Source organism: Nocardia alba NBRC 108234, from assembly GCF_001612665.1.
Lineage (GTDB): Bacteria > Actinomycetota > Actinomycetes > Mycobacteriales > Mycobacteriaceae > Nocardia > Nocardia alba.
This window is the reverse complement of sequence record NZ_BDAX01000025.1, coordinates 23,076-47,349: the sequence shown is the minus strand read 5'-3', so window position 1 is coordinate 47,349 and position 24,274 is coordinate 23,076. Positions and strand designations below refer to the sequence as shown.

19 protein-coding genes are annotated in these 24,274 nt (G+C 68.3%); 8 read left to right on the top strand and 11 right to left on the bottom strand.

All coding sequences use genetic code 11. The features are described 5' to 3' along the window. The first annotated feature begins 35 nt into the window (after positions 1 to 35). Positions 36 to 2,003 (top strand): glycoside hydrolase family 15 protein, encoded by a 1,968-nt coding sequence (locus NA12_RS24985; RefSeq protein ID WP_084473080.1) that lies wholly within the window; start codon positions 36 to 38, stop codon positions 2,001 to 2,003. Positions 2,004 to 2,027: 24 nt separating this feature from the next. On the opposite strand, the gene NA12_RS24980 is transcribed toward NA12_RS24985, so the two are convergent. After that, positions 2,028 to 3,830, bottom strand: coding sequence for a P-loop NTPase family protein (locus NA12_RS24980; RefSeq protein WP_165914863.1), 1,803 nt, complete (start codon positions 3,828 to 3,830; stop codon positions 2,028 to 2,030). 44 nt (positions 3,831 to 3,874) lie between these two features. Continuing rightward, on the bottom strand, positions 3,875 to 5,866 hold the full coding sequence (locus NA12_RS24975; RefSeq protein WP_067456191.1) for a hypothetical protein: 1,992 nt from the start codon (positions 5,864 to 5,866) through the stop codon (positions 3,875 to 3,877). Between the two features lie 283 nt (positions 5,867 to 6,149). Between NA12_RS24975 and NA12_RS24970 the strand changes: the two genes are divergently transcribed. From NA12_RS24970 to NA12_RS24960, 3 genes are read left to right on the top strand one after another with little or no spacing between them, the layout of a single operon-like run. Next, on the top strand, positions 6,150 to 6,575 hold the full coding sequence (locus NA12_RS24970) for a hypothetical protein (protein ID WP_067456188.1): 426 nt from the start codon (positions 6,150 to 6,152) through the stop codon (positions 6,573 to 6,575). A 35-nt stretch (positions 6,576 to 6,610) separates the two neighbouring features. Then, on the top strand, positions 6,611 to 7,303 hold the full coding sequence (locus NA12_RS24965) for a response regulator transcription factor (RefSeq protein WP_067456185.1): 693 nt from the start codon (positions 6,611 to 6,613) through the stop codon (positions 7,301 to 7,303). Further along, entirely contained in the window at positions 7,300 to 8,586 is a 1,287-nt protein-coding gene (locus NA12_RS24960; protein ID WP_067456183.1) for a HAMP domain-containing sensor histidine kinase, read from the top strand. The genes NA12_RS24965 and NA12_RS24960 overlap by 4 nt, the downstream gene beginning before the upstream one ends. Before the next feature lie 21 nt (positions 8,587 to 8,607). Here the strand turns inward: NA12_RS24960 and lepA are convergent, their stop codons facing one another. Then, complete coding sequence (gene lepA, locus NA12_RS24955) at positions 8,608 to 10,482, bottom strand: translation elongation factor 4 (RefSeq protein ID WP_067456180.1); 1,875 nt, start codon at positions 10,480 to 10,482, stop codon at positions 8,608 to 8,610. Positions 10,483 to 10,606: 124 nt separating this feature from the next. Between lepA and NA12_RS24950 the strand changes: the two genes are divergently transcribed. Further along, entirely contained in the window at positions 10,607 to 11,158 is a 552-nt protein-coding gene (locus NA12_RS24950; protein WP_067456177.1) for a type II toxin-antitoxin system PemK/MazF family toxin, read from the top strand. Positions 11,159 to 11,171: 13 nt separating this feature from the next. Here NA12_RS24950 and NA12_RS24945 read toward each other — a convergent pair whose 3' ends face one another. From NA12_RS24945 to NA12_RS24930, 4 genes are all read right to left on the bottom strand, one after another. Then, complete coding sequence (locus NA12_RS24945; protein WP_067456174.1) at positions 11,172 to 11,948, bottom strand: aquaporin; 777 nt, start codon at positions 11,946 to 11,948, stop codon at positions 11,172 to 11,174. A gap of 67 nt (positions 11,949 to 12,015) precedes the next feature. Further along, positions 12,016 to 12,858 (bottom strand): transglutaminase family protein, encoded by an 843-nt coding sequence (locus tag NA12_RS24940; RefSeq protein WP_067456172.1) that lies wholly within the window; start codon positions 12,856 to 12,858, stop codon positions 12,016 to 12,018. After that, positions 12,855 to 13,832, bottom strand: coding sequence for an alpha-E domain-containing protein (locus NA12_RS24935; RefSeq protein WP_067456169.1), 978 nt, complete (start codon positions 13,830 to 13,832; stop codon positions 12,855 to 12,857). Before NA12_RS24935 ends, NA12_RS24940 begins: the two co-directional genes overlap by 4 nt. Positions 13,833 to 13,836: 4 nt before the next feature. Next, the gene (locus NA12_RS24930) at positions 13,837 to 15,462 is read right to left on the bottom strand and encodes a circularly permuted type 2 ATP-grasp protein (protein ID WP_067456166.1); all 1,626 of its coding nucleotides are present in this window, start codon (positions 15,460 to 15,462) and stop codon (positions 13,837 to 13,839) included. Between the two features lie 311 nt (positions 15,463 to 15,773). Here NA12_RS24930 and rpsT point away from each other — a divergent pair, with 311 nt between their 5' ends. Both rpsT and NA12_RS24920 read left to right on the top strand, forming a co-directional pair. Further along, a complete protein-coding gene (gene rpsT / locus NA12_RS24925; protein WP_056821462.1) occupies positions 15,774 to 16,034 on the top strand; it encodes a 30S ribosomal protein S20 in 261 nt (86 codons plus the stop codon). A 110-nt stretch (positions 16,035 to 16,144) separates the two neighbouring features. Continuing rightward, a complete protein-coding gene (locus NA12_RS24920) occupies positions 16,145 to 16,405 on the top strand; it encodes a hypothetical protein (protein WP_067456163.1) in 261 nt (86 codons plus the stop codon). On the opposite strand, the gene NA12_RS24915 is transcribed toward NA12_RS24920, so the two are convergent. From NA12_RS24915 to NA12_RS24900, 4 genes are all read right to left on the bottom strand, one after another. Further along, complete coding sequence (locus NA12_RS24915) at positions 16,406 to 17,614, bottom strand: LCP family protein (RefSeq protein ID WP_243655080.1); 1,209 nt, start codon at positions 17,612 to 17,614, stop codon at positions 16,406 to 16,408. It lies immediately after the preceding gene. A gap of 320 nt (positions 17,615 to 17,934) precedes the next feature. After that, on the bottom strand, positions 17,935 to 18,906 hold the full coding sequence (gene holA / locus NA12_RS24910) for a DNA polymerase III subunit delta (protein ID WP_067456160.1): 972 nt from the start codon (positions 18,904 to 18,906) through the stop codon (positions 17,935 to 17,937). A gap of 44 nt (positions 18,907 to 18,950) precedes the next feature. Beyond that, positions 18,951 to 21,602: a ComEC/Rec2 family competence protein gene (locus NA12_RS24905; RefSeq protein ID WP_067456157.1), complete on the bottom strand. Its 2,652-nt coding sequence runs from the start codon at positions 21,600 to 21,602 to the stop codon at positions 18,951 to 18,953. Positions 21,603 to 22,103: 501 nt separating this feature from the next. Continuing rightward, positions 22,104 to 23,129, bottom strand: coding sequence for a ComEA family DNA-binding protein (locus NA12_RS24900; RefSeq protein WP_084473078.1), 1,026 nt, complete (start codon positions 23,127 to 23,129; stop codon positions 22,104 to 22,106). A 179-nt stretch (positions 23,130 to 23,308) separates the two neighbouring features. On the opposite strand from NA12_RS24900, the gene NA12_RS24895 reads away from it, so the two are divergent. Continuing rightward, positions 23,309 to 24,271: a DUF2332 domain-containing protein gene (locus NA12_RS24895; RefSeq protein ID WP_067456154.1), complete on the top strand. Its 963-nt coding sequence runs from the start codon at positions 23,309 to 23,311 to the stop codon at positions 24,269 to 24,271. Positions 24,272 to 24,274: the final 3 nt, after the last annotated feature.

Here is a 24,274-nt window from a genome sequence, read left to right as displayed (position 1 = left end):
GTGGACGCGTGCCCGCGACGCCGTGATGATGGGGTATGGAGTCTTCCAGCGCCGACAGCCCGCCGATTCTGAGTCCGGTCTCCTCCAGTGGTCGTCGCGGCGCGTTTCCGCCGATCGACGACTACGCGTTCCTGTCCGACTGTGAAACCAGCTGCCTGATCGCCAGCAGCGGTTCGGTGGAGTGGATGTGCGTGCCCCGCCCCGACTCCCCCAGTGTTTTCGGCGCGGTCCTCGATCGCAGCGCCGGGCATTTCCGGATCGGTCCCTACGGCAAGAACGTGCCGGCGGCGCGGCGGTATCTACCGGGCGGAATGATCCTGGAAACCACCTGGCAGACCGAGACCGGGTGGCTGATCGTGCGCGACGCGCTGGTTCTCGGCCCGTGGCACAACAACATCGCCCGGTCCAAGACCCACCGGCGGACCCCGATGGACTGGGATGCCGAGCACATGCTGTTGCGCACGGTCAAATGCGTGAGCGGCACTGTCGAGCTGGAAATGAGTTGCCAGCCCTCGTTCGACTATCACCAGAGCGGGGCGAAATGGGAGTACACCGGCAAGGTCTACGAGCAGGCGACCGCGCGGGCAACCAACGATCCCGATGCCGGGCCGTCGCTGGTCCTCACCACCGATCTGCGACTCGGCCTGGAAGGCAGGGAGGCGCGGGCCCGCACCAGGATGTCGGAGGGCGACCAGGTATTCGTCGCGCTGACCTGGTCGGAACTGCCCGCGCCCGCCACCTTCGACGACGCGGCCCAGAAGATGTGGGCGACCGCCGAATGCTGGCGACGCTGGATCACCCAGGGCGACTTCCCCGACCATCCGTGGCGCAGCTATCTGCAGCGCAGCGCGCTCACACTGAAGGGTCTCACCTACGCGCCGACCGGTGCGCTGCTCGCCGCCTCGACCACCTCGCTGCCGGAAACCCCTGGCGGAGAACGTAATTGGGACTACCGCTACACCTGGGTGCGGGACGCGAGTTTCGCGCTGTGGGGCCTGTACACCCTCGGACTCGACCGCGAGGCCAACGACTTCTTCGCCTTCCTCAACGATGTGACCACCGGTGAGAACGGGGACGCGGTCCCCCTGCAGGTGCTCTACGGAATCGGCGGCGAACGACGCATCACCGAGTACGAGCTGCCGAACCTGTTCGGCTACGACGGCGCGCGCCCGGTCCGCATCGGCAACGCCGCCTACGACCAGGACCAGCACGACATCTGGGGCACCATGCTCGACGCGGTGTACCTGCACGTGAAGTCGCGCGGACAGGTACCGGAATCGCTGTGGCCGCTACTCGAACGCACCGTGCACGCGGCCATCGCCAACTGGCGCAAACCCGACCGCGGGATCTGGGAGGTCCGCGGCGAACCGCAGAACTTCACCTCGTCGAAGGTGATGTGCTGGGTGGCACTGGACCGCGGCGCCCGGCTGGCGCAGTTGCACGGCCAACACGAGCGCGCGGCCGAGTGGTTCGAGATCGCCGAGGAGATCCGCGCCGATGTCCTCGAGTTCGGTGTGAACGCGCAGGGCGTCTTCACCCAGACCTATGGTGGCGACACCCTCGACGCCTCACTGCTGCTGGTGGTGCTGACCCGTTTCCTGCCGTCCGATGATCCGCGTATTCGCGCGACGGTGCTCGCCATCGCCGACCACCTCACCGTCAACGGACTGGTACTGCGCTATCGCACCGATACCACCGACGACGGACTGGCGGGCGAAGAGGGAACGTTCACGATCTGTTCGTTCTGGCTGGTCTCGGCGCTCGTGGAGATCGGCGAACTCGATCGGGCCACCAACCTGTGCGAGCGACTGCTGGCACTGGCCAGCCCGCTGCGCCTCTACGCCGAGGAGATCGACTCGCACAGCGGGCGCCACCTGGGCAACTTCCCACAGGCCTTCACCCACCTGGCACTGATCAACGCGGTGACCCACGTGATCCGAGCCGAGGACCAACGCGAGGTGGGTCAGTTCCAGCCCGCGCACACGCCGTCGCATCGACCGTGACGAACCAGCGGCCGCCTCGCCTGGTCAGCGGGCGAGGCGTTCGGCGCGTTCACGCAGCTCGGCCACCGTGCGCAGGCCCGCGTCGATCTCGGTGATGCGCAGTTCCCGGTGGTCGCCGTAGCGCAGGCCGGTCTCCTCGGCGGCCCGCAGGGCTTCGTCGGCGGTGCGGCCCACCTCGGCGGCGATCTCGGTGTAGTGATCGCGCAGCACCCGTTGCAGGGAGCGCAGACGGTTGCGCGATTCCTTGCCCACCTGGAAGATCACGTCGTCGGCCAGCCGCGCGACGGCCACCTTGGCCTCGGCCTGCCTGCGATGCTTGCGGTTCTTGCGGTCGTCCCACAGCGCGTTCACACCCAGCAGCACGCCCGCGCCGGCGGAATACCAGTTCACCAGCGACATCCCGAGCAGGCTGGTGGCCAGACCGACCATCAGGATGCCGCCGTAGGAACCGCGCAGCGCGGTGAGCAACTGCTGTCCCACACCGGCCTTGGCGCTTTCGAGTGGCTCCAGCGGCTGCACCGGCTCGAGCACCTCACCGGGATTGGTCAGCCGCAGTTCGGGTAGCGGCGGGGTTCGGTTGTCGGGCGGGAACTTCGAGGCCACCTGCTCGGTGAGCTCGACGGCACGGTAGTGCGCCATCACGAAGTTCTCCTCGACCGCCTCACAGATCCGCGCGTCCAGTTCAGAGGCGAAATCGGACCACTTGTGGGCCGGATCGGTGCGGGTGATCTCGGCCTCCGCCTCGCGAACCAGCGTGCGCAAGCGGTGCCGAAGATCGTGTTCGATGTCGGCGCTGAGCTCGGAACCGCCGTCGACCAGGGTGACCTGCCAGGTGGCGGTGCGCTGGCGCAGTTGGTCGGCGGCGGTGCGGGCGGCGGCGAGGCGCTGGGTGATCTCGGCGCGCCTGCGTGGGTCGCGCAGCGTGTCCGCCTCGGCCCGCAGCGTCACGGTGAGCTGGTCGGTGATCAGCGCGATATCGCGCGCCGCGGCCGTCACCGCCACCGAATCAGCCTGGGCGACAACATATTCCCGTAGATGATCGATGAGCTGGGGCACGCCCGACTCGGCATCGCGCTGCTGATCACCGCGCTCGGCGGCCTCGCGATGCAGCAGGCCGGAGACGGGAGCCACCGCGAAGTTCAGCCCGGCACCGTCGAGCAGCGCGCGATTGCGTCGCTGGGTGAGCGACCAGTGCGGATTGCGGTCGATCTTGGTGAGCACACAGACCACCGACGGACACACCCGCTCGACCCGGCGCAGGTAATCCAGCTGCGCCTCGGTGAGTTCGGCGGCGCAATCAGTGGCGTAGAGGACCACATCGGCGGCGGCGATCATCGACCAGGCGGCCGCCTCGTGCGCGGTCGCGCCGGGCGCGTCCATGACGACGAGCCCGTCGGCCAGCAGCCCACTCGGCTCGGCGAACTCCGCACGCAACACCCCGAGCGCGGTCAGCGCGGGCAGCGGATTCAGCGGGTCGACCTGCACCCGTTCGACCCGGCCACCCGGCGCCGATTTCACCAGTGTCGCCTTCGGCGCCTGGCCGTATTCGACGATCACCGGCACGCTCGGCTTGCCCTCGGTGGCGCTGACCGGGGACCCGACCATGCTGTTGACCAGCGTGCTCATCCCCGCCTGCGGTTCACCGACGACGACGATCCTGACCCGCGGATCGCTGAGCCTGGCCCGCACCATGCCGAGACGGGCGTCGAGGTCGTTGCGCCCGCCCGAGCGGACCAGTTCCCGCAGTTCGTCGACCAGCGCGACAACGGGAGCCATCACATCCGGATGCTTCACCGTCGCGGTCTGCAGTCCGGCTGCGGCAGACACCTGTCCCTCACTCTCGTCACATCGACACGGCCGAAATCGTCGTGTCAGACCACGAAGTCATACCCGTGGTGCTCGATGGGAAACGCGGCGGCGAGCACATCGCCGCCACCCATGCCCGGATCGAACAATCCAGCCGAAACGCCATGGTAGCCGCTGTCGTGGTGGTCGAACTCGGCGGCGATCGGCTTGGTCTCGATGACCGGGGGTTTCACCGGCACGACGGTCGGCGCCACGGTGACCGGCGGTGGGACGTGGACCGTCGGCGGATCGATGTCGACGGTCGGCTGCTTGGTCGGCGGATCGATGTCGACCGTCGGCTGCTTCGTCGGCGCCGTCGGCTGCTGGGTCGGCACCGAAGGGGTCGGGTGGGGGGTGGTCGGGCTCGGCACGTCGACGGTCGGTGTGCTCCCGCCGGTCGAGGGGGTCGTGACGCCGGTGCTGGTACCCGGCTTGGTGGTGATGTCGTCGTCGGGAGTGGTCGGCTTCGGCGGCACGGTCTGACCGGTCGTCGGCACGGTGATCGGGACCTTGGTGATCTCGGGCACGGTCGGGACCGTGACCGTGGGCACCTTCACCGTCGTCGGGGTGTCGAGGTCGACCGTCGGGATCTTGGACGGCACCGGCACCGGCACGGTCGTCGGAGTGTGACCGCCACCGGAGACCTCGGGCAGCACAACGGGTTTCGTCGGCGCGGGCGGGGTGAACAGCGAGGCCGCGGGCGCGGTCAGCGGCGAAGGGGCGTGGTTTCCGAACACATTCGCGATCGGAGTGGAGGCCGCATCGGGCTGGATGGTGGTCTGCAACGGCGTGCTGACCACGGGGTTGAACGCGGCCGGCGCGGGCGCCGCCGGGGCGATCGGCGCGGGCACGGGGGCAACCGGGGCCGGAGCCTGCGCGGGAGCCGCGGCGAACGGTGTCGCCGCCACGGGAGCGGCGGGGGCAGCGAGTGCCGGAGCGGGCGCGGGCGTGCCCGGCAGCGCGAGGCCGGAGGACGACGAGCCGGGCAGCCCGGGAGCGCCCGACGAGGAGGTGCCGGTGCCGGCGGACGAGGAGGTGCCGAGACCGGACCCGGACGGTGTGTCGCCGGGCACCTTCAGGCCGCCACCGAGCCACTGGCCGTAGTCGTCGAGCTGGTCGCCGACCTGGCCGACCTGCACATCGAGCTTCATCTGCGAGGTGGCCCACACCCCGTCGAGCCCGACGTGGACGTCGACCTGCCAGTCGGTGGTCACCATCGCGCCGACGCCGTCGAACATGCCGGCGAAACCGTCGAACGCGCCGTCGAGGTTGCCGATCCCGTCGAACATGCCGCCGGGGGCGTGCGCACCGGGGAGATTGCCGTTGGGCAGACCGACACTGTCGTAGCCGGGGATGCCGAAGCCGTGGCCGGGCAGACCGTCGAAGCCCGGAATGCCGATGCCGCCGCCCGGCAGACCGTCGAAACCGGGCAGACCGTTGCCAGTGCCGGGGAGGTCGAACCCGGGAAAACCGCCGTCGCCGGGCAGACCGTCGAAACCGGGCAGGTCGAAGCCAGGGTCCGGGGTGGCACCGGGTAGCGGGTTCTGAGTGTCGTGGTAGTCGGATCCGGCCTGCGTGTACCCGTAGCCGGGAATGCCGAGGCCGCTCGACGACTCGTCACCGTCGGAGTCGGGAGTCTCTGGGCGCCCGACGGATTCATCGGGCGCCGCGACCATCGAGGCAACGGGATTCGGCGGCGCGAAAACGGGTGCGTGCGGTACTACCGGGAGCGGCGGAAGCTCAGCGGCCAGGTCGGGGAACGTCACGATCGGACTCGGTGCGTCCGGACTCGGATCGCTGGGGACAGTCTGCTGCGACCAGCCCGCATACCGGCTGTCGGCGTTGCTGGTGCCCGGTTCGCGCTGGGTTCCGTTGGCCGCGACCAACGCGCCACCGGTGACGTAGGCGCCCGCCCTGGCCACCCGGGCTACGCCGTTGGCGATCCGGTAGGCAGTGTCCGACCCCTCCGACCCCTCTGCGCGCGCGGCACCGTCATCGAAAGGCAGATCACGCGTCATCAAAGCTCCAACACTCGCATCGCTGTGGTTCCCCACCACAGACCAGCGGCGAAGTGAGGCCCATCCAACACTATTTCCCGGACGTAGGCCTGTCATTTCGTGCAGGCCGGTTGGTACCCGCTCACCTTATGGCGAGCAACACCTTTCGGCGAGCCCGAGGAATCAGGGGCCGTCGATCCCCAGAGAACTCTAACGATTGCTCAACGGAGCGTGAAGATCGGCGCCCTAGCGTCGGTGCGGTCGACCGAAAGGGTCGGCGAAACGCACAGTCAGGAGCCAGATCATGACCGCACTCTCCACTCGTCACCGTGTCAAGGCCGCCGCACTGCTCGGCGGCGCCGCGGTGATCACCGCCACGGCGACGGGCGTCGCGTCCGCCGACCCGGGCGAGCGCCCCGACGACGGCCGGGCGACCACCATCATCTGCACCGCGCCGGGCGGCGAGAATCTCCCCGAACTGCCCCCGCTGCCCGCCGTGCCCGGTGTTCGGATCGAACGCACCGCTCCCGGTGGCCAGGAATCCGGCAGAATCCACATCGAGCGCGCGGCCCCGGGCAACCCCGCGCCGCCGCTGGACGGTCCCGCGCAATGCCAGCGGATCCACTCCGACGGCGAGCGCACCGTCGTCCCCGCGCCCGGCGGCTTCGCCGATGTGGTCCCGGCACCGGCGACCGGCTCCGCCGATACCCAGCCCGCACAACCGTTCTGACCAGCGCGAACAACGGAAAACACTAGGGTGAGTGCATGACGGGACAGCAGATCTTGGTCGTCGACGACGAGGTCCGCGTGCTCGCGTCACTGCGGCGCGGCCTCGAGCTCTCCGGCTTCGAGGTGATCACCGCGCCCGACGGCGCTCGCGCACTCTCCCTGGTGGGATCCGCCGCTCCCGACGCCATGGTGCTCGACGTGAACATGCCCGAACTCGACGGCGTCGGGGTGGTCACCGCCCTGCGCGCGATGGGCAACGACATCCCCATCTGTGTCCTCAGCGCGCGCAGCGCGGTCACCGACCGGATCGCCGCACTAGAGCGTGGAGCCGACGACTATCTGACCAAGCCGTTCGATCTGGGCGAACTGGTCGCGCGGCTGCGCGCGCTGTTGCGACGCAGACCGGTCACCGCTGCCCCGTCGGCCGACACGATCCAGGTCGGCGAGGTCGTGATCGAGCTGACCGGGCACCGGGTCCACGCGGGCTCGGCACCGGTCGACCTCACCAAGCGGGAATTCGAATTGCTCGCGATGCTGGCGCGCAATGCCGGAATCGTGCTCGGGCGCGAGCAGATCCTGTCGAGCGTCTGGGGTTACGACTTCAGCACCGACACCAACGTGGTCGATGTGTTCGTCTCGTACCTGCGACGCAAACTCGAGGCCGACGGGGTCGCGCGGGTGGTGCACACCGTGCGCGGCGTCGGGTTCGTGCTGCGGGATCAGCCGTGAAGGCCTCGTGGTCGTTGCGGGTCCGGGTCGCGTTGGTGTCGGCGGCGGTGGCCGCGCTGGTCGCGGTCACCCTCGGACTCACCTACGGCGCGCTGCTGAAGGTGACAGGCACCAGCCAGCTCGATCAGACCGTATCCAGCATGCGCGTGCAGATCGCGCAACGATACGACGGCACCCCAGGGCAGCCACCCGCACCTCCCGAACCCGGTGCCCCGTTCCCGCCGCCCGCCACCGCGATACCGCGCGAACGTGGCATCGTGATCGCCAGCGCCCCACCCGATGACGCGCTCGCCCAGGTCCAGGGCGCGCCCGGGATGCTGGTCCGGCTCGATCCCGATCGCGAACTCGTGGACGCCGCCATCACCCGCAGCCAGCTGATCGGCCTCGGTATCGGGGTGGCCGGAGTGCTCGTCGCCGCCGTATTGGGTTGGGTGCTGGCCGGATTCGCCGCTCGCCCGTTGCGCAGGCTCGCCACCGCGACCCACGAGATCGACACCCTCGACGAGTTGCCGCCGCTGTCCGGCCGCGGCGCCAGGGAAGCCGAAGAACTCTCCGACGCCATCAACAGAATGTTGGCGCGCCTCGAGACCGCGCACAGCGAGACCAGGCAGGCCCTGGCCGGTGCCCGCGACTTCGCGGCCGTCTGCGCCCACGAACTCCGCACGCCGCTCACCGCCATGCGCACCGATCTGCAGGTGCTCGCGGGCACCGAGTTACCCGCCGACCAGCGCGGCGCCGTCCTCACCGATGTGCTGGCCGCGCAAGCCCAGATCGCGCGCACCCTCACCGACCTGGAACGGCTCGCCGTCGGCGAGCTCACCGATCACGCCACGTTCGAACCGTTCGAGCTGTGCGAGACCCTCGATCGCGCGGTGCAGAACGCACGCCGGGGAAATCCCGGCGTCGAGATCACCCTCACCGCCTGCGACCCGGTTCCGATCCACGGGTTGCCCGGCGGGATCATGCTGATCGTGACCAACGCGGTCGCCAACGCGGTGCTGCACGGCCGGGCAGGCAAGGTCACGGTCGCCGCACGGGCCACCGGCGACGGCGCCGAGATCACCATCGACGACAACGGCGCCGGCATACCGGAACACCTGTCCCCCACCGCTTTCGACCGTTTCGCCAAACGCCCCGGCTCTCCCGGATCCGGTCTCGGCCTCGCGCTGGTTCGCCAGCAGGCCGCATTGCATTCCGGCACTGCCGAACTCGGCCGCAGCGCGCTCGGCGGCGTCCGGCTGCGGGTGGAAATAGCTCAGGCGCCGGTGAGTACCGGCGCCTGAGCGGTCGTTGTTTCGGCTCGCCTACTTCTTCGGCTTGTCCGAATCCGAGGACAGCGCCGCCACGAAAGCTTCCTGAGGGACCTCGACGCGACCGATGGTCTTCATGCGCTTCTTGCCCTCCTTCTGCTTCTCGAGGAGCTTGCGCTTACGGCTGATATCGCCGCCGTAGCACTTGGCCAGCACGTCCTTGCGGATCGCCCGAATGTTCTCGCGCGCGATGATCTTCGCGCCGATCGCAGCCTGGATCGGCACCTCGAACTGCTGACGCGGGATCAGTTCGCGCAGCTTGGTGGTCATCTTGTGGCCGTAGCCCTGCGCGGCCTCGCGGTGCACGATCGCGCTGAACGCGTCGACCGCCTCGCCCTGCAGCAGGATGTCGACCTTCACCAGGTCTGCTTCCTGCTCGCCCGCCTCCTCGTAATCGAGGCTGGCGTAGCCGCGAGTACGTGACTTCAGCAGGTCGAAGAAGTCGAAGATGATCTCGGCCATCGGCATGGTGTAGCGCAACTCGACACGGGTCTCGGACAGGTAGTCCATGCCGCCCAGCTCGCCGCGACGCTGCTGGCACAGCTCCATGATCGAGCCGATGAACTCACTCGGCGAGATGACGGTGCACTTCACGATCGGTTCGTACACGTGTCGCGACTTGCCCTCCGGCCAGTACGACGGGTTGGTGACGACGTGTTCGGTGCCGTCCTCCATCTCGACCCGGTACACCACGTTGGGCGCGGTGGAGATGAGCTCGAGTCCGAACTCGCGCTGCAACCGCTCGCGGGTGATCTCCATGTGCAGCAGACCGAGGAAGCCACAGCGGAAACCGAAGCCCAGTGCCACCGAGGTCTCCGGCTCGTAGGTGAGCGCGGCATCGTTGAGCTGCAGTTTGTCCAGCGCGTCACGCAGATCCGGGTAGTCCGAGCCGTCCACCGGGTACAGGCCGGAGTAGACCATCGGGCGCGGCTCGCGGTAGCCGGTGAGCGCTTCGGTGGCGCCGTTGCGGGCGCTGGTGACGGTATCGCCGACCTTCGACTGGCGCACGTCCTTCACGCCGGTGATCAGGTAGCCGACCTCGCCGACGCCGAGCCCCTGGGTGGCCTTCGGCTCGGGTGAGACGATGCCGACTTCCAGCAGTTCGTGGGTCGCGCCGGTCGACATCATCTTGATCTTCTCGCGCGGGGAGATCTTGCCGTCGACCACGCGGATGTAGGTGACCACGCCCCGGTAGGTGTCGTAGACCGAGTCGAAGATCATCGCGCGGGCCGGTGCGTCGGCGTCGCCCACCGGAGCGGGGACGGCCTCGATCACCTTGTCCAGCAGTTCGGTCACGCCGACGCCGGTCTTGCCCGAGACCCGCAGCACGTCGCCCGGCTCGCAGCCGACGATGTGGGCCAGCTCGGCGGCGTAGCGATCGGGGTCCGCGGCGGGCAGGTCGATCTTGTTCAGCACGGGAATGATCGTGAGATCCTTCTCCAGCGCCAGATACAGGTTCGCCAGCGTCTGCGCCTCGATGCCCTGAGCTGCGTCGACCAGCAGGATCGCGCCCTCACAGGCCTCGAGCGCGCGCGAGACCTCGTAGGTGAAGTCGACGTGGCCCGGGGTGTCGATCAGGTGCAGGACGTAATCGGTGCCGTCGACCTGCCAGGGCAACCGCACGTTCTGCGCCTTGATCGTGATGCCGCGCTCGCGCTCGATGTCCATCCTGTCCAGGTACTGGGCGCGCATGGCCCGCTCCTCGACCACACCGGTCAGCTGCAACATCCGATCGGCCAGGGTCGACTTGCCATGGTCGATGTGGGCGATGATGCAGAAGTTCCGGATCCGGGACGGATCGGTGAACGTCGTATCGGCAAAACTGGAAGCCACTCCACTCCTCGCGGGGTATAGGCGAACTGCGCCCATCGTCCCATGCCCCCAGCCATACCCCATCCACCGGTGCACCCGACAGTGCACAGACCACACATTCCGCCCAGCTACACCACTCGCACCAGTACACCGGAGTGCGAGTCGGCGTTATATTTCACAGATGGCCAGCAGTTGGAACAGTCTCGGCAAGCAGCTCGGCGTCATCGCCAAGGAGCAGGGGCCCAAAATCGTGCGCAAGCAGGGCCCGCGACTGCTCGGGAAACTGGCGGACGCACTGGCGAACAAGCCGGGGCCCGCCGTCGCGGTGCGCCCGACGGCCTCGACACCCGTGCCGACGGCGCATCGCGCCCGCCAGATCGTCTACTGCCCTCAATTGGACGGGCGCGCCGATCCCGGTGAGATCGTGTGGACCTGGGTCCCGTTCGAGGAAGACCCGACCAACGGCAAGGACCGACCGGTGCTGGTCGTCGGACGCGACCGCAAGACGTTGCTCGGACTGATGCTGTCGTCGAAGGCCGACCGTGCGCACGACCGCAACTGGGTGGGCATCGGCTCCGGTCCGTGGGATCACGACGGCAGGCCGAGCTGGGTGCGGCTGGACCGGGTACTCGACGTGCCGGAGGACGGCATCCGGCGCGAGGGCGCGATCGTCGAGCGCAAGACCTTCGACCTGGTCGCGCACCGGCTGGTGGCCGAATACAGCTGGAGCTGAACGGGAATCGTGGCTAGGAGTGCACGTCCTTCGAGCGGCCGAAGATCAGGCTGTAGAGCAGTGCGCCCAGCGCCCCGCCGATCAGCGGGAACACGATGAACGCCCAGATCTGTCCCATCGCCCCGTCCTGATACGGCGCGACGCCGAGGCTGCGCGCCGGGTTCACCGAGGTGTTGTCCACCGGCAGCGAGACCAGGTAGATCACCGTGAGCGTGACGCCGATCGAGAGTCCGGCCAGTGGCACGTCGGAGATCTGATCGGTCGAGGCCAACACCACGAACACCAGCAGCGCGGTGAGCATCACCTCGATGATGATGGTGGCCGCCAAGCCGTACCCGTTCTGCACCACCACCTCACCGAGCGGCCCGGTCACCGCCGACGGGCTGTGCGCGCCCCAGCCGTTGGCGCCGAGACCGTCCACCTGGCGGTCGTAGGCGGGCAGGTTGTTCGCCAGCGCGAACAGCACGAGTCCGGCGAGGAACGCGCCGACCAGTTGGGCGATCACATAGCCGACCGCGCCGACCGCGCTGATCCGCCCGAGCAGCATGTGCCCGAGCGTGACAGCCGGATTGACATGACAACCCGAGATCGGCCCGATCGCGTAGACCAGGAACATCAGCGAAAGCCCGAAGGCGAAGGCGACACCGAGCGGGCCGACCCGATCGCCCGCCAGCACCATCGTGCCGACGCCACAGATCACGAGGATGAAGGTGCCGAGTCCCTCGGCCGCCCACTTCTTCGATCGGGGGACGACGTCGATTTCGACGAGTTCCTGTGCAGTGGGAGACATTCGGTGCCACCTCTCCGGGAGGAATCGACCCCCGCGGCGAGCGGGGTCCGCACGAGCCTCTCGGACACTACGCGAGCCGGGTGACCTCCACAACGACCTCGAGATCCGTCGAGCCGCCGCCGGAGAACACGCCTTTCAACGGCGGCACATCGGCGTAGTCACGACCGACGCCGACCGATACGTGCTGCTCGTTGACGGCGAGATTGTTGGTCGGGTCATAGCCCCACCACTGCCCGGTCCACGCCTCGATCCACGCGTGCGACTGGCCGGCCACCGTCTCACCGATCGCCGCGCCGGGCTTGGGATGCAGGTAGCCGGACACGTAGCGACTGGGAATTCCCATGCTGCGCAACAACACCAGCGTCAAGTGGGCATAGTCCTGGCACACGCCACGGCGCTCGGCAAAGGCCTCCAGCGCCGAGGTGTGTACCGAGGTCGTGCCCGCGATGTAGTCCATCTCCTTGTGCACCCACTCGGCCGCGCGCACCACCGCCTTGGCGGGCTCCTCGCCGCGTGAGAGCTGGCGCGCCACCGTCGACAGTTTGCGATCACGCGGCACATACGCGGTGGGACTGAGCATTTCGTCGAACCGATCGATGACGCGCCCGCCCTGCAGTTCGTCCCAGCTCAGTTCCTCGGTGGGCTCGGCGAACGGTTCGGTCTCGACCACCGATGACCCGGTCACCTCGAGCTCGGTGTGTGGTGCGTGCAGGTCGAAAGCGGTGACCGCGGTGCCCCAGTAGTCGGTGTAGCGATAGGCCCTTGTGGCGGGCACGGTTTCGACGCGATTGAGGATCACGTTCTGTCTGCTGTCGGCGCGCGGGGTGAGCCTGGCCTCGTTGAACGAGCGCGTCACCGGCGCGTCGTAGACATAACCGGTGGTGTGCACCACTCTGATCCGCCAACTCATAGCTCTCCCTCAACCTGCACGCGGCCGTCCTGCTTGCTGCGCACATCGGTCCACGCCACCCACGGGGCGGCATGGAAATACTGTCGTGACACGGCTTCACTGAGCTCACGGCACGATTTCTGCAGCGCGAGCAAGCGACTCTGCAGATCTTCCAACAACACGCCCGGCGGCAGGAACTCGAGTTCGCTGCGCGCACGTCCGAGCACTCGTTGCGCCTCGTGCCGCGCGCCGACGCGACTGCCCGGCCGCTGATCGAGCTCGGTCAGGCAGTCCTCGGCGACGCGCAGCGTGTGGAACACCGAACGCGGGAACAGGCGGTCGATCAGGATGAACTCGGCGACCCTGGCGGCGTCGAGAGCGCCGCGATGGGTGCGCAGGTAGGTGTCGTGCGCGCCCGCCGAGCGCAGCACCGTCACCCAGGCGGGCGAGGAGGTCTTGTCGCCGGCACGCGAGAGCAGCAGGCGCACCATCATGTCCACCCGTTCGATGGACCGGCCGAGCAGCAGGAAGCGATAGCCGTCGTCGCGACTCAGCGTCGAGTCGGTCAGTCCGGTGAACATCGCCGCCCGGCCCTTGATGTAGGAGAAGAACTCGTGCGGGCCGAGACCGCGCGCCGCCCGCTCCGCCGCGGCCATGCCGTTGTAGGTGGCATTGAGGCACTCCCACATCTCACTCGACGTGACTTCGCGTGCGCCGCGGGCGTTCTCGCGGGCTTTGGTGATGGAGTCACTGATCGAGACGCCGTGGTCGTGGCTGTAGGCGACGAGATCGGTCACCGACCACACGTCGAGGCGAAGACCTTCGGGCGGCTCGATCCCGAGCACCTTCAGGAGCACGCGCGAGGTGCGGTCCGCGTCGACGGTGGCGTCCTCCAGCAGTTGATGCACCGCCACGTCCAGGATGCGCGCTGTATCGTCGGCGCGCTCGACGTATCTGCCGATCCAATAGAGAGATTCGGCATTTCGAGCAAGCATGTCCCTATTCCCCGATCAACCGCTGTGTCTGCTGTTGCTGCTGTTGCTGCTGGTTGGCCTGCGGCGTGCTGAGTTCGCGACCGAGCTCGAACGAATCCGCCTGCGGCGGTTCACTGACCAGTTCGGGTCCGGCCAGCTCCCGGTCGACCGACCCCGCGCGCCCGGCCAGCACCCAGGTGTCCTTGCTGCCGCCACCCTGACTCGAGTTCACCACCAGGGAGCCCTCCGGCAGCGCGACCCGGGTGAGACCGCCGGGCAGCACCCAGATGTCGTCCCCGTCGTTGACCGCGAACGGGCGCAGGTCCACGTGGCGGGGCGCGAGATCGTCACCGATCTTGGTCGGCACCGTCGAGAGCTGCACCACCGGCTGGGCGATCCAGCCACGCGGGTCGGCCTTGATCTTGCGCTTGATCGCCTCGAGCTCGCGCGGGGACGCGTCGGGCCCGATCACGATGCCGTAGCCACCGGAACCCTCGACCGGTTTGACCACCAGCTCCCCGACCCGGTCGAGCACCTCCTCGCGTTCGTCGTCGAGCCAGCAGCGGAAGGTGTCGACATTGGGCAGGATCGGCTTCTCGCCGAGGTAGTACTCGATGACCTTGGGCACGTAGGTGTAGATGAGCTTGTCGTCGCCGACACCGTTGCCCACCGCGCTCGAGATCACCACATTGCCCGCGCGGGCGGCGTTGAGCACGCCGGCGACGCCGAGGACGGAATCGGGGCGGAAGTGCATCGGGTCGAGGAAGGTGTCGTCGATGCGCCGGTAGATCACGTCGACCTGACGCTCCCCCGCGGTCGTGCGCATGTAGACGACGTTGTCGCGGCAGAACAGGTCGCGACCCTCCACCAGCTCGACACCCATCTGCCTGGCCAGCAGCGAATGCTCGAAGTAGGCGGCATTGTGCACGCCCGGTGTGAGCACCACCACGGTCGGGTCGACCTCGTTGGGCGCCGCCGAGGCCCGCAGCGCGCGCAGCAGATGCCCCGGATAGTCACCCACGGCGCGCACCCGGTGCGAGGAGAACAGGTCGGGGAAGACCCGGGCCATCGTGCGCCGGTTCTCCATCACGTAGGACACCCCCGACGGGGAGCGCAGATTGTCCTCCAATACCCGGAAGTCGCCCTTTTCATCGCGGACCAGGTCGATACCGGAGACGTGGATGCGCACGCCGTTGGGCGGAACCAGCCCGGCGGCCTCGCGGTGGAAATGTTCACACGAGGTGACCAGGCGTTTGGGGATCACCTGATCACGCAGGATGTTCTGCTCGCCGTAGACGTCGGCCAGGAACAGCTCCATCGCGGTGACCCGCTGTTTGATGCCGCGCTCGAGCTTGGTCCACTCCGCGGCGGCGATCACACGCGGCACCAGGTCCAGCGGGAACGGGCGTTCCTGGCCCGACAGGGAGAAGGTGATGCCCTGGTCGATGAACGCACGGTCCAGCGCGTCCGATCGTTTGGCCAGGTCGTCGACGTCATTGGCGGCCATCGCGGCGTGGATGCCCTTGTAGGGCGCTCGTACTTTTCCCGACGCGTCGAACATCTCGTCGAACGCGTCAGCGAAGCGGCCGGGGCCGTACCCCTCGAATAAACCGGTGTGGGTGGATACCGGGTGCCCATTCGTTCTCACCATCGCCGGTGATGCAGATCGAGCCGTACTCGGCGCAGTGGTGGAGGTCATGACAAAAACTGTGCATCACGCGGCGGCTGGGTCGTGTGTGACACAGGTAAATTCTTTGCATCACCTCAACCGCGCGGAAATCCGCCGTCGACTCCCCTGTCGACCGGATGAGGGCCCGATTTCGTCGGGGGATGGCGAGCTGGTAACCTCGACCTTCGGCGCGGTGTTACCCGTAGTTCAGCACCATCTGCTGCATCGTGGGCGCGCGCCCGACGAGCTTTCAAGGAATACCACCCAGCGACAGGAAACCAGAGGATACAGGCGTGGCCAACATCAAGTCCCAGATGAAGCGGATCCGTACCAACGAGGAAGCGCGCAAGCGTAACCAGTCGGTCAAGTCCGCGCTGCGCACCGCGATCCGCAACTTCCGTGAAGCTGCCTCCAGCGGTGACAAGGAAAAGGCTGCCGAGCAGCTGCAGTTCGCGAGCCGCAAGCTCGACAAGGCCGCGTCCAAGGGCGTTATCCACGCCAACCAGGCGGCCAACAAGAAGTCCGCGCTCGCGCTGGCTCTGAACAAGATCTGATCGACGGCGAGCCCGGTGCTCGCTGACAATACTTCGCAAGACGCAGCCGCCGTGGCCTCGATGACCACGGCGGCTTTTGTCGTTCTCTTCCACCGGCTACCATTCGCGCCATGTTGACGGTCTACGCGAATCAGACGGTGGTACGAGGCGACGACCTGGCCGAGGTGATCCGCGCGGCGGAGATCCTCGGCATCGGTCTCAAGGTCGAGAACGTGATGGTGCCCGATGAGGACGGCGGCTACGGCGCCGCCTGGATCGTCACGCGCGAGGACGAGGTTCCGCTCTACGACGAGTGGGAGGGCCGCTACGACGACCTCGACGATGCCGACGACGAGGATGTGGACGTCTCGCTCGTCATCGCCGGCGACTAGTCAATTCACGCAAGGCACCTGCCCTGAGGTGATATCGCCGCGGACCGGCGCGCCCGCGTCGGGAGTCTCCGTCTTCGATGAGGGCGTGCCGGTCCGCCGAGCGCCCGCGGTCGACTCCGACGACCAGGCGGCAGGCGGTTCCGTGCGTTGCCCGGTGCGCTCGGCGGTGGTGGCAGGTGGTGCCGGCATCCCGAAGGCCGCGGCGATCTCCCGGCGGATCGCGGGCCGGTCGACGATGTTCACGTCCTGGCCGTTGATCACGTCGTAGCGCAGCACGGGCAGGGTCCGGAATTCGACCTCCGGATCGTCGGCGGCGCCCAGGGTGCGCACGAATTCGGTCATGTTCCAGTCGTCCGACAACACGATATTGCGATGCGCCACATCCATCAGCGCCGAAAGCTTGCCCGGGTCGGTGAGGGTGCCGCCGCTGCGAAGCTGGCGGGCCACCGAGGTCAGGAACGCCTGCTGACGGTGGGTGCGGTCCAGGTCGCCGTTCTCGAGCCCATGCCGCTGCCGGACGAAGGCCAGCGCCTGCGCCGGATCCAGTTGCTGGCGCCCCGCGGGGAAATCGGCGCCGGAGAATTCGGAGTCGCGCACCGGATTGTTCAAACACACTTCCACGCCGCCGAGGGCGTCGGCCAGATCGTAGAAGCCCGCCAGGGTCACCTCGGCGAACCTGTCGATCGGCACCCCCGTCAGATCCCGGACCGCTGCCACGATCGAGGCTCGTCCCGCTTCCCGGCCCGCCTGCTCCAACTTCCGCCGATCGGTGACGCCCCGCGCGATCAACTGGTCCTGCGCGGCCGCCTTCTTCAACCCGTACGCCTCCTTGATCTTGGCGTGGGTGTAGCCGGGGATGCCGGTGACCGGCACATAGTCGTCCCGGGGTATCGAGACCGCGACGATCTTGTCCAGTTCGGCCGGAATATGTACCAGGATCAGGGTATTGGCGTTGTATCCGCCTTCGTCACCGTCGCCCGCGTGCAGTTGCTCGAGGACCTCGGCCGGTAGCTCGTCACCGTTCTGGTCGCGTCGGGTATCCAAGCCGATCAGCAGGATATTGAGATCACCCCCGAGTGAATGCGGTGCGTTGTCACCGAGCGCGCGCGACCGCAGGAATCCCGCGTCGAAGCTGCCCGCCGTCGACCATCCATAGGCCGTGACAACCACCACCGCGGCCGACAACACCGCCGCGAGGACCTTCACCACCTGCCGTGCTGTTCGCCCCGCCGAGCCCCGACCGCGTCGACCGCGCCCGCCTCGTCCATCCCGGCCACCACTCGGCTCAACCATCTCATGATCAACTGTGCCAGCCGCGACAGCGACCGGACATCGCGATTCGATCCCGATTGGATGGAGGTGCGGCGCGCTCGTTCAGGACCGGGTGCCCAGGCCCTGCGAAATCCGCGGCGGATAGCCGTCCGGATCCTGTGCCGCGAACTGGCGCACCCCGACCGCGTCGGTGGCCCGCCGGTACCGGCGGTGTAGGTCCGAGCGGAGGAGTTCGGGAATCAGCCGGGGCAACCGGTTCAGCCGGTGGCGCGCAGGTCGAGGATGCGGGCGAGGGCGTGTTCCACGGCGTAGGTGGCGTCGGCAGCGCCGCCCTTGACGTCGGCGTTGAGGGTGGCGACTACCTGGAGGGCGGTTCCGATGGTGGTGGGGTTCCAGCCACGCGCTTGGGCCTGGGCTTTCTTGATCTTCCAGGGGGGCATCCCGAGTTTCTGGGCGAGGGCGAACGGGTCGCCGCGGCCTGCCGAGCCGACTTTGGCGATGGTGTGGACCGAGTCGGCGAGGGCGTCGGCCAGCAGAACGTGCGGGACACCGCGGTCGGTGGCCCAGCGCAAGGCCTCCATCGCGCCGGGGCGATCGCCCGCGACGGCGAGATCGGCGACATCGAAGCCGGTGACCTCGGCTCGGCCGGAGTAGTACCGACGGACCGCGTTCGCGTCGACCTTGCCACCGGTATCGGACACCAATTGCGAACAGGCGGCGGCTAATTCGCGCAGTTCCGAACCGACGGATTCGAGCAGGACCTGAACGACCTCGGTCGCAACCTTCACTCCGAGCGCCCGGAACTCGCCCCGCACGAACTCCACCCGCTCGGCACCCTTGGTGAGTTTCGCGCACTCGTGGACGGTCGCACCCTTCTTCTGTAGCGCAGGTGCCAGTGCCTTGGCCCGGCCGCCACCGGAGTGCAGCACCATGAGCACCACACCGTCGGGCGGGTCGGCCGCGGCCTCGGTGATCACCGCGACCGCGTCCTTGCCCGCTTCCGCGGCCGACTCGAGCACGATCACCCGGTCTTCGGCGAACAGCGAGGGACTGAGCAACTCGGCCAGTTCGGCGGTGCTCGCGTCACCGGCGCGCAATCGATCGACCGGCACCGAATCCGGATCGGGCGCACCGGCCCGCACCTGCGCGGTCACCATCGCAACCGCACGTTCGACCAGCAGTTCCTCATCTCCGAGAACCAGATGTACCGAGGCAGGGCGTTCGCTCACGAGGCGATCCTACGTAGGCCCACCGACAGCACCGCCCACCGACATCACCGGTACCGACACCTCCGCCCACCGATATTTCGTTCATCGCGGTGAGTACCTCGTCGCGTACCTGCGGGACGCGGGCACTGCCGCACACGCGGTGCGCGTCGACGAGACGTCACGGTCCGCAGATCGGCGGCGGTACCCACGATCACCACGTCGCCGTCGAGGTCGGTCCGTGCGACAGAGGCGCCGAGCGCGGCGAGGGTCGTGAGCACCGTGGGGTGCGGATGACCGAAGGTGTTGCCCGCCCCGGCACTGACCAATGCCAGGCGTGGGCGGACGGCATGGAGGAACTCTGTTGTGGTGGTGCGTGATCCGTGATGGGGCACTTTGAGGATGTCCGCCCGGATATCCTCGCCGCGTAGGAGTCGGTCCTGCGCCTGCGCCTCGATGTCACCGGTGAACAGGATCGTCGCGGCCGGCGTGCGGGCGCGCAGCACCAGTGACCGATCATTGGCCTCATCGACCGCCAATGATGTAGGCACGTCCCGGCCCGGCGCGAGGACCTGCAATTCGACTACGCCGAACGTCATTTCGTGGCCCGCGTGAAGCTCCATCAACGGAATACCGGCCGCACCAGCCAGTTCCGCCACTTGCTCGACTCCTCCACCGTTGTCGTGACTGTGGCCATCTCGTGCGGAATCAGTGTGGGCCGCTGACCGGCTATCGCCCTTAGTCTTCCGCTCCCCTGGTGTCCCGCTCGGACACTCGACACGGCCGTCTCCGGCCTGCCGAGCATCAGCGCCCACCGTCGACACTCGCTCCGGTGAATGTGAGGATGGCGGCACTGTGACCGGCGCCAGGCCGGCGGTTCGGTCGACAGCGGCACACGGTGTGGCGATAGCTGAGCGGAGTTCGCCCGGTGCGGTGGCTATGGCGTCGACAGTGCGGCCGCGCAGAGCGCCGGCGAGACCGTTGATGTGATCGGCATGGGGGTGCGTGAGTACCAGCAAGGGGATATGGGTGATTCTCAGTCGGTCCAGGCAGGCCCGGATCGGGCGTGGGTCGGGGCCGACGTCGATGACGATCGCGGCTCCGGGGGCAACCGAGAGGGCCAGGCCGTCACCCTGTCCCACGTCACACATGGTGAGCGCCCAACCCGATGGTGGCCACCCCGGCTGTAAGAAGCGCACCGGGAGCACCACCATCGCCACACTCAGCACCACCACCGCCAGGAGTCTGCGGGTGTGCGACCAGCGCAGTGCCGCCACGACCACGATGACGATCACGGTCGCGACCGCTCCTCCGACCGCGCCACCCGGCACCGTGATCATCGCACCCGGCACCGCGGCCGCATGATCGGCGACACCGAGCAACCACCACATCGGTGGCCGCGCGCACCACAGCACCCACACCGCGGCCTCACCCCACACGCAGGCCGCGACCGTGCCCACCGCGCCGATCACCGTGATCAGCCCGACCACCGGTGCGACGAGCGCGTTCGCGACGATCGCCACCAGACTCACCCGCCCTGACAGCGCGACCATCAGCGGCACCGTGACAACGAACGCCGCCGCCACCGCGACGACCTCCGCGGGTGCGCGCCACCAACCACGCGCCCGCAGCCAGTCCGCCCAGCTGGGTGCGAGCAAGATCAGCCCCGCCGTGGCGAGCACCGACAGCGCGAATCCGGCGCTGACCGCCAATTGTGGTGCGACGGCCAGCAATCCGATCACCGCCGCACACAGCGCCGGTAGCGCCTGCTTGCGTCTGCCGGTGAGCAGGGCGAGTACGGTCACCGAGCCCATCGCTGCCGCGCGCAGCACACTCGGGTCGGGACGGGCGAGGACGACGAACAGCACGATTACCCCCGCCGCCGCGGCAGCGCTGATCCGCGGGCCGACCGTGAGCAATCGAGTGAGCGCCAACAGAGCCGTCAACAGAATCGTGAAATTAGCGCCACTGACCACACAGAGGTGTTGCAAACCAGCGATCTCGAACGCGTCACGCACATCGTCGAGCAGCGCGACGGTGTCGCCGACAACGAGCGCGGGCAGCAACCCCGCCGCGGCAGGTGGCAGTGCCTCGGCGGACGCGGTGACCAGATCCGTTCGAACGCTCGCCGCGAGCCGCTGCCACCACGGCGGCTCACCGACCCGATTCGGCGCGTCGGTGGCATGCAGGGTGGCGATGGTCAGGTCCGCACGGTTCGGCTCGCTGACCTCGGCCCGGAACCGCACCAACTGCCCAGGCGACAGCGCAGCCCACTCACTTCCCTGCGCGAGCACCACCATCGATCCGCCGGCCAGCGTCCACTCCGTGCCATGGCCGAACTCCCGCAGACCGGCGCGGACAATCCATCGCCGCTCGCCACCGAAACCACCGGCGCGCAGGGGTTTCGCGTCATCGGTGATCACCGCGAGCACGTTCACCGACCGGCCGAACGACTCGCGCAGCGGGTGTGACCGGACGTGGTGCTCCTGCCAGGCACCTGCCACCCCGAATCCCGCACCGAGCAGCATCGTCGCCAGTCCGGTCACCGCGACGACCCGCCACCGCTCCCGTCGATGCGCTATCGCCCACAGCAGCACCGCCCACAACCCGATCGCCACGATGACCGACGCGACCGCGAGCACCAACCCCGCGACCCACCCCACGGTCACCGCCACGATCGTCGCAGTCCAGCATCCGAGCGCCGCAGGAACCAACCGCATATCCAGTACCTGCTGCTCAGGTTCGCCCTCCCCCGCATCTGTGTGCTGCCCCGCGCCCACCGTTGGTCCCGGCTCCTGCCCTTCCGCTTCCCAGCGCACGGCCGCCCGCGTCCATCGGCGCCAACCCGACCGCTCCGAATCACGTTCAGCCGCTGCCGACCGACCGGGCCGATCCGAACCTCCCGGCATCGCCTGGACGTGCTGCTCGGCGCTCGTTCGCCGACGACGCCGCGCCCGAACCGCTCCCTCTGCCTGCGCGTGCCTCATCCGCCTGCCGTGTCGTCATATCTGGACGTGCCACGACCCCGGTCGACCAGACCACCCACGGCACAGGGGTTCTCGCCCTGTCCGAGTGGGCAGGCGAGCCGGACAGGATCGGCTGATTCCGGTTCCCGTCTCGCCGGTGTTCCGGTGGGCTGATCTGTCACGGGTCCGAGTCGTGCGCACGGCCACACCGGGCAACTCACGCGCTCACCTCCACGCAGGAGATCTTCGGTTCGATCACGTCGTCACCAGATCGCGCAGCCGAGCCAGCCTGGCCGGACCGATGCCGTCTACCTCGCCGAGTTGGGCCACATCGGTGAAACGTCCATTGGTGGTGCGCCACGCGAGTATCGCCTTCGCGGTGATGGGGCCGACGCCGGGCAGTGCGTCCAGCTCTGCTTCGGTCGCGGTGTTCAGATCGAGGGGCGAATTTCCGGGCGAGCCAACGGCACCCGCGCTGGCGACGCTCGCACCTGATTGCTTCGAACTCACGGTGTTCGAGCCCGCGGTGTTCGAGCCCGCGGCGCCGGGCAGGGGCGCGGGTGCGCGGCCGGCGCCGATCATGATGCTGCCGAGGCGTGGTTGTCCGGATTGCGGATCTGTTGTTCCGACGATGACCTGGTCGCCGTCCGCGAGTCGTTGAGCCAGGTTCAGGCCTGCCAGGTCGGCGCCCGCACGAATACCTCCGGCCCTGTCCACGGCATCGGCGATCCGAGATCCCTCCGGCAATCGGTGCAGCCCGGCTCGTTCGACCAGGCCGACCACACTGACGACGATGTCGGCGCTCGGGGACGGACCTTGACCGGACACGGCCGCGACCACGGCGGTCGGGCCGGGCTGTACCGCGACATTCTCCGCCCGTAGGACCGGCACGGGCGGTACCGCCCGTGCCACCGGCTGATCTCGCAGCACCATCACACCGGTGAGCACCACAGCGATGACCCCGACCAGCCCGAGCACCAGCGCGCCGCGACGACCCGGATCCAGCCGCGCGCCCCGAAAGCGCTCTGGCACCATGCGATTCCGCCTGCCCGATCCGCCGTCGTCGAGCCACTCGGGCGTCTGCACCGCGTCTACCCGGCCGGCCGCGGGCGCGAGTTCGTCATCGTCCCAATGCCCTTCGCCGTGGCCCAGGCGCGCAGCGCTGTCGTCGGCCTCCATCCCGGACGCGCGCCGCGCCTGACTGCCCGGACGTGGTCCCTCGCGGACCGCCAGTCCGCCCAGCCGCTGCCGTACTCGCTCGTGCTCTTCGTGTCGTGACATGGCAGCGACGCTAGGCAGTCGCCGACCTGGCAAGCCGCTGCCGACCTGGCCTTCGAAGAAACCTGTGGATAACTCCGAGCCTGTGGACAACTCGCCCGCCAACGGCCTGCGCAACCAGAATCGGCTCTGCCCGAATAGATACCGTGCGCCCATGGCCGATTCGAAGTACTCAGGAACCCATGGAACCCGCACAACGATTCCGCGACTTCGCGCTCCTCGAAGCGCGGGACAATTCCGCGCTCTATCACCGACGAGCGCTCGACATCAGCACAGACGCCGCGGTGCTGGCACTGATCGCCCAATTGCCCACGGACAAACAGCAACCCAACCTGATCCTGGCTGCCGCGCGAGTCAACGGCGCGACCGCGGTGCCCTACCGCGAGTTCCGCGAGCAGCTGCGCGCGAACTGGTCGGCGATCTCCGCGACGGCGCTGCGCAGGCGTACACAGACGAACGAGGCGGGCCGGGCGGCCACCCTGCTGCCGGTGCTGGCCCGCCTGCCCGGACCCTTGGCGCTCATCGAGGTCGGGGCCTCGGCCGGACTGTGTCTGTACCCGGACCGTTTCAGCTATCGCTACGACACCGCCGCGTTGGACCCGGTCGACGGTCCGTCATCGGTGGTGTTGACCTGCGCGACGACCGGGGCAGTGCCGATCCCGGATCGGCTGCCCCTGGTCGTCCATCGAGCGGGCGTGGATCTGAACCCGCTCGATGCCGGCGACAGCGACGACCGACAGTGGTTGTCGGCCCTCGTCTGGCCGGGGCAAGGCGAACGGCTGGCACGCCTGCGTTCGGCCTGCGCGATCGCCGCTGCGGATCCACCGACCATCGTCACCGGCGATCTGAACGAGCAGATCACCGAGCTGGTTCACGCGGCGCCACGCGACAGCACCGTGGTGGTGTTCCACAGTGCTGTACTCAATTACCTCTCGCCGCAGGCGCGGGCGGACTTCCGGGCAACGGTTCGGGAACTACCCTGCCACTGGGTTTCGCAGGAGGGCACGGGGGTGCTCAGCGCACTGGTCGACCGGCTGCCGCCACGCCCGAATTCACCGGCCCGGCTGGTGCTCGCCCTCGACGACGAGCCGTTGGCTTTCGCCGGGCCGCACGGCCAATCGCTGGACTGGTTCGGCCCGGCGTAGCGC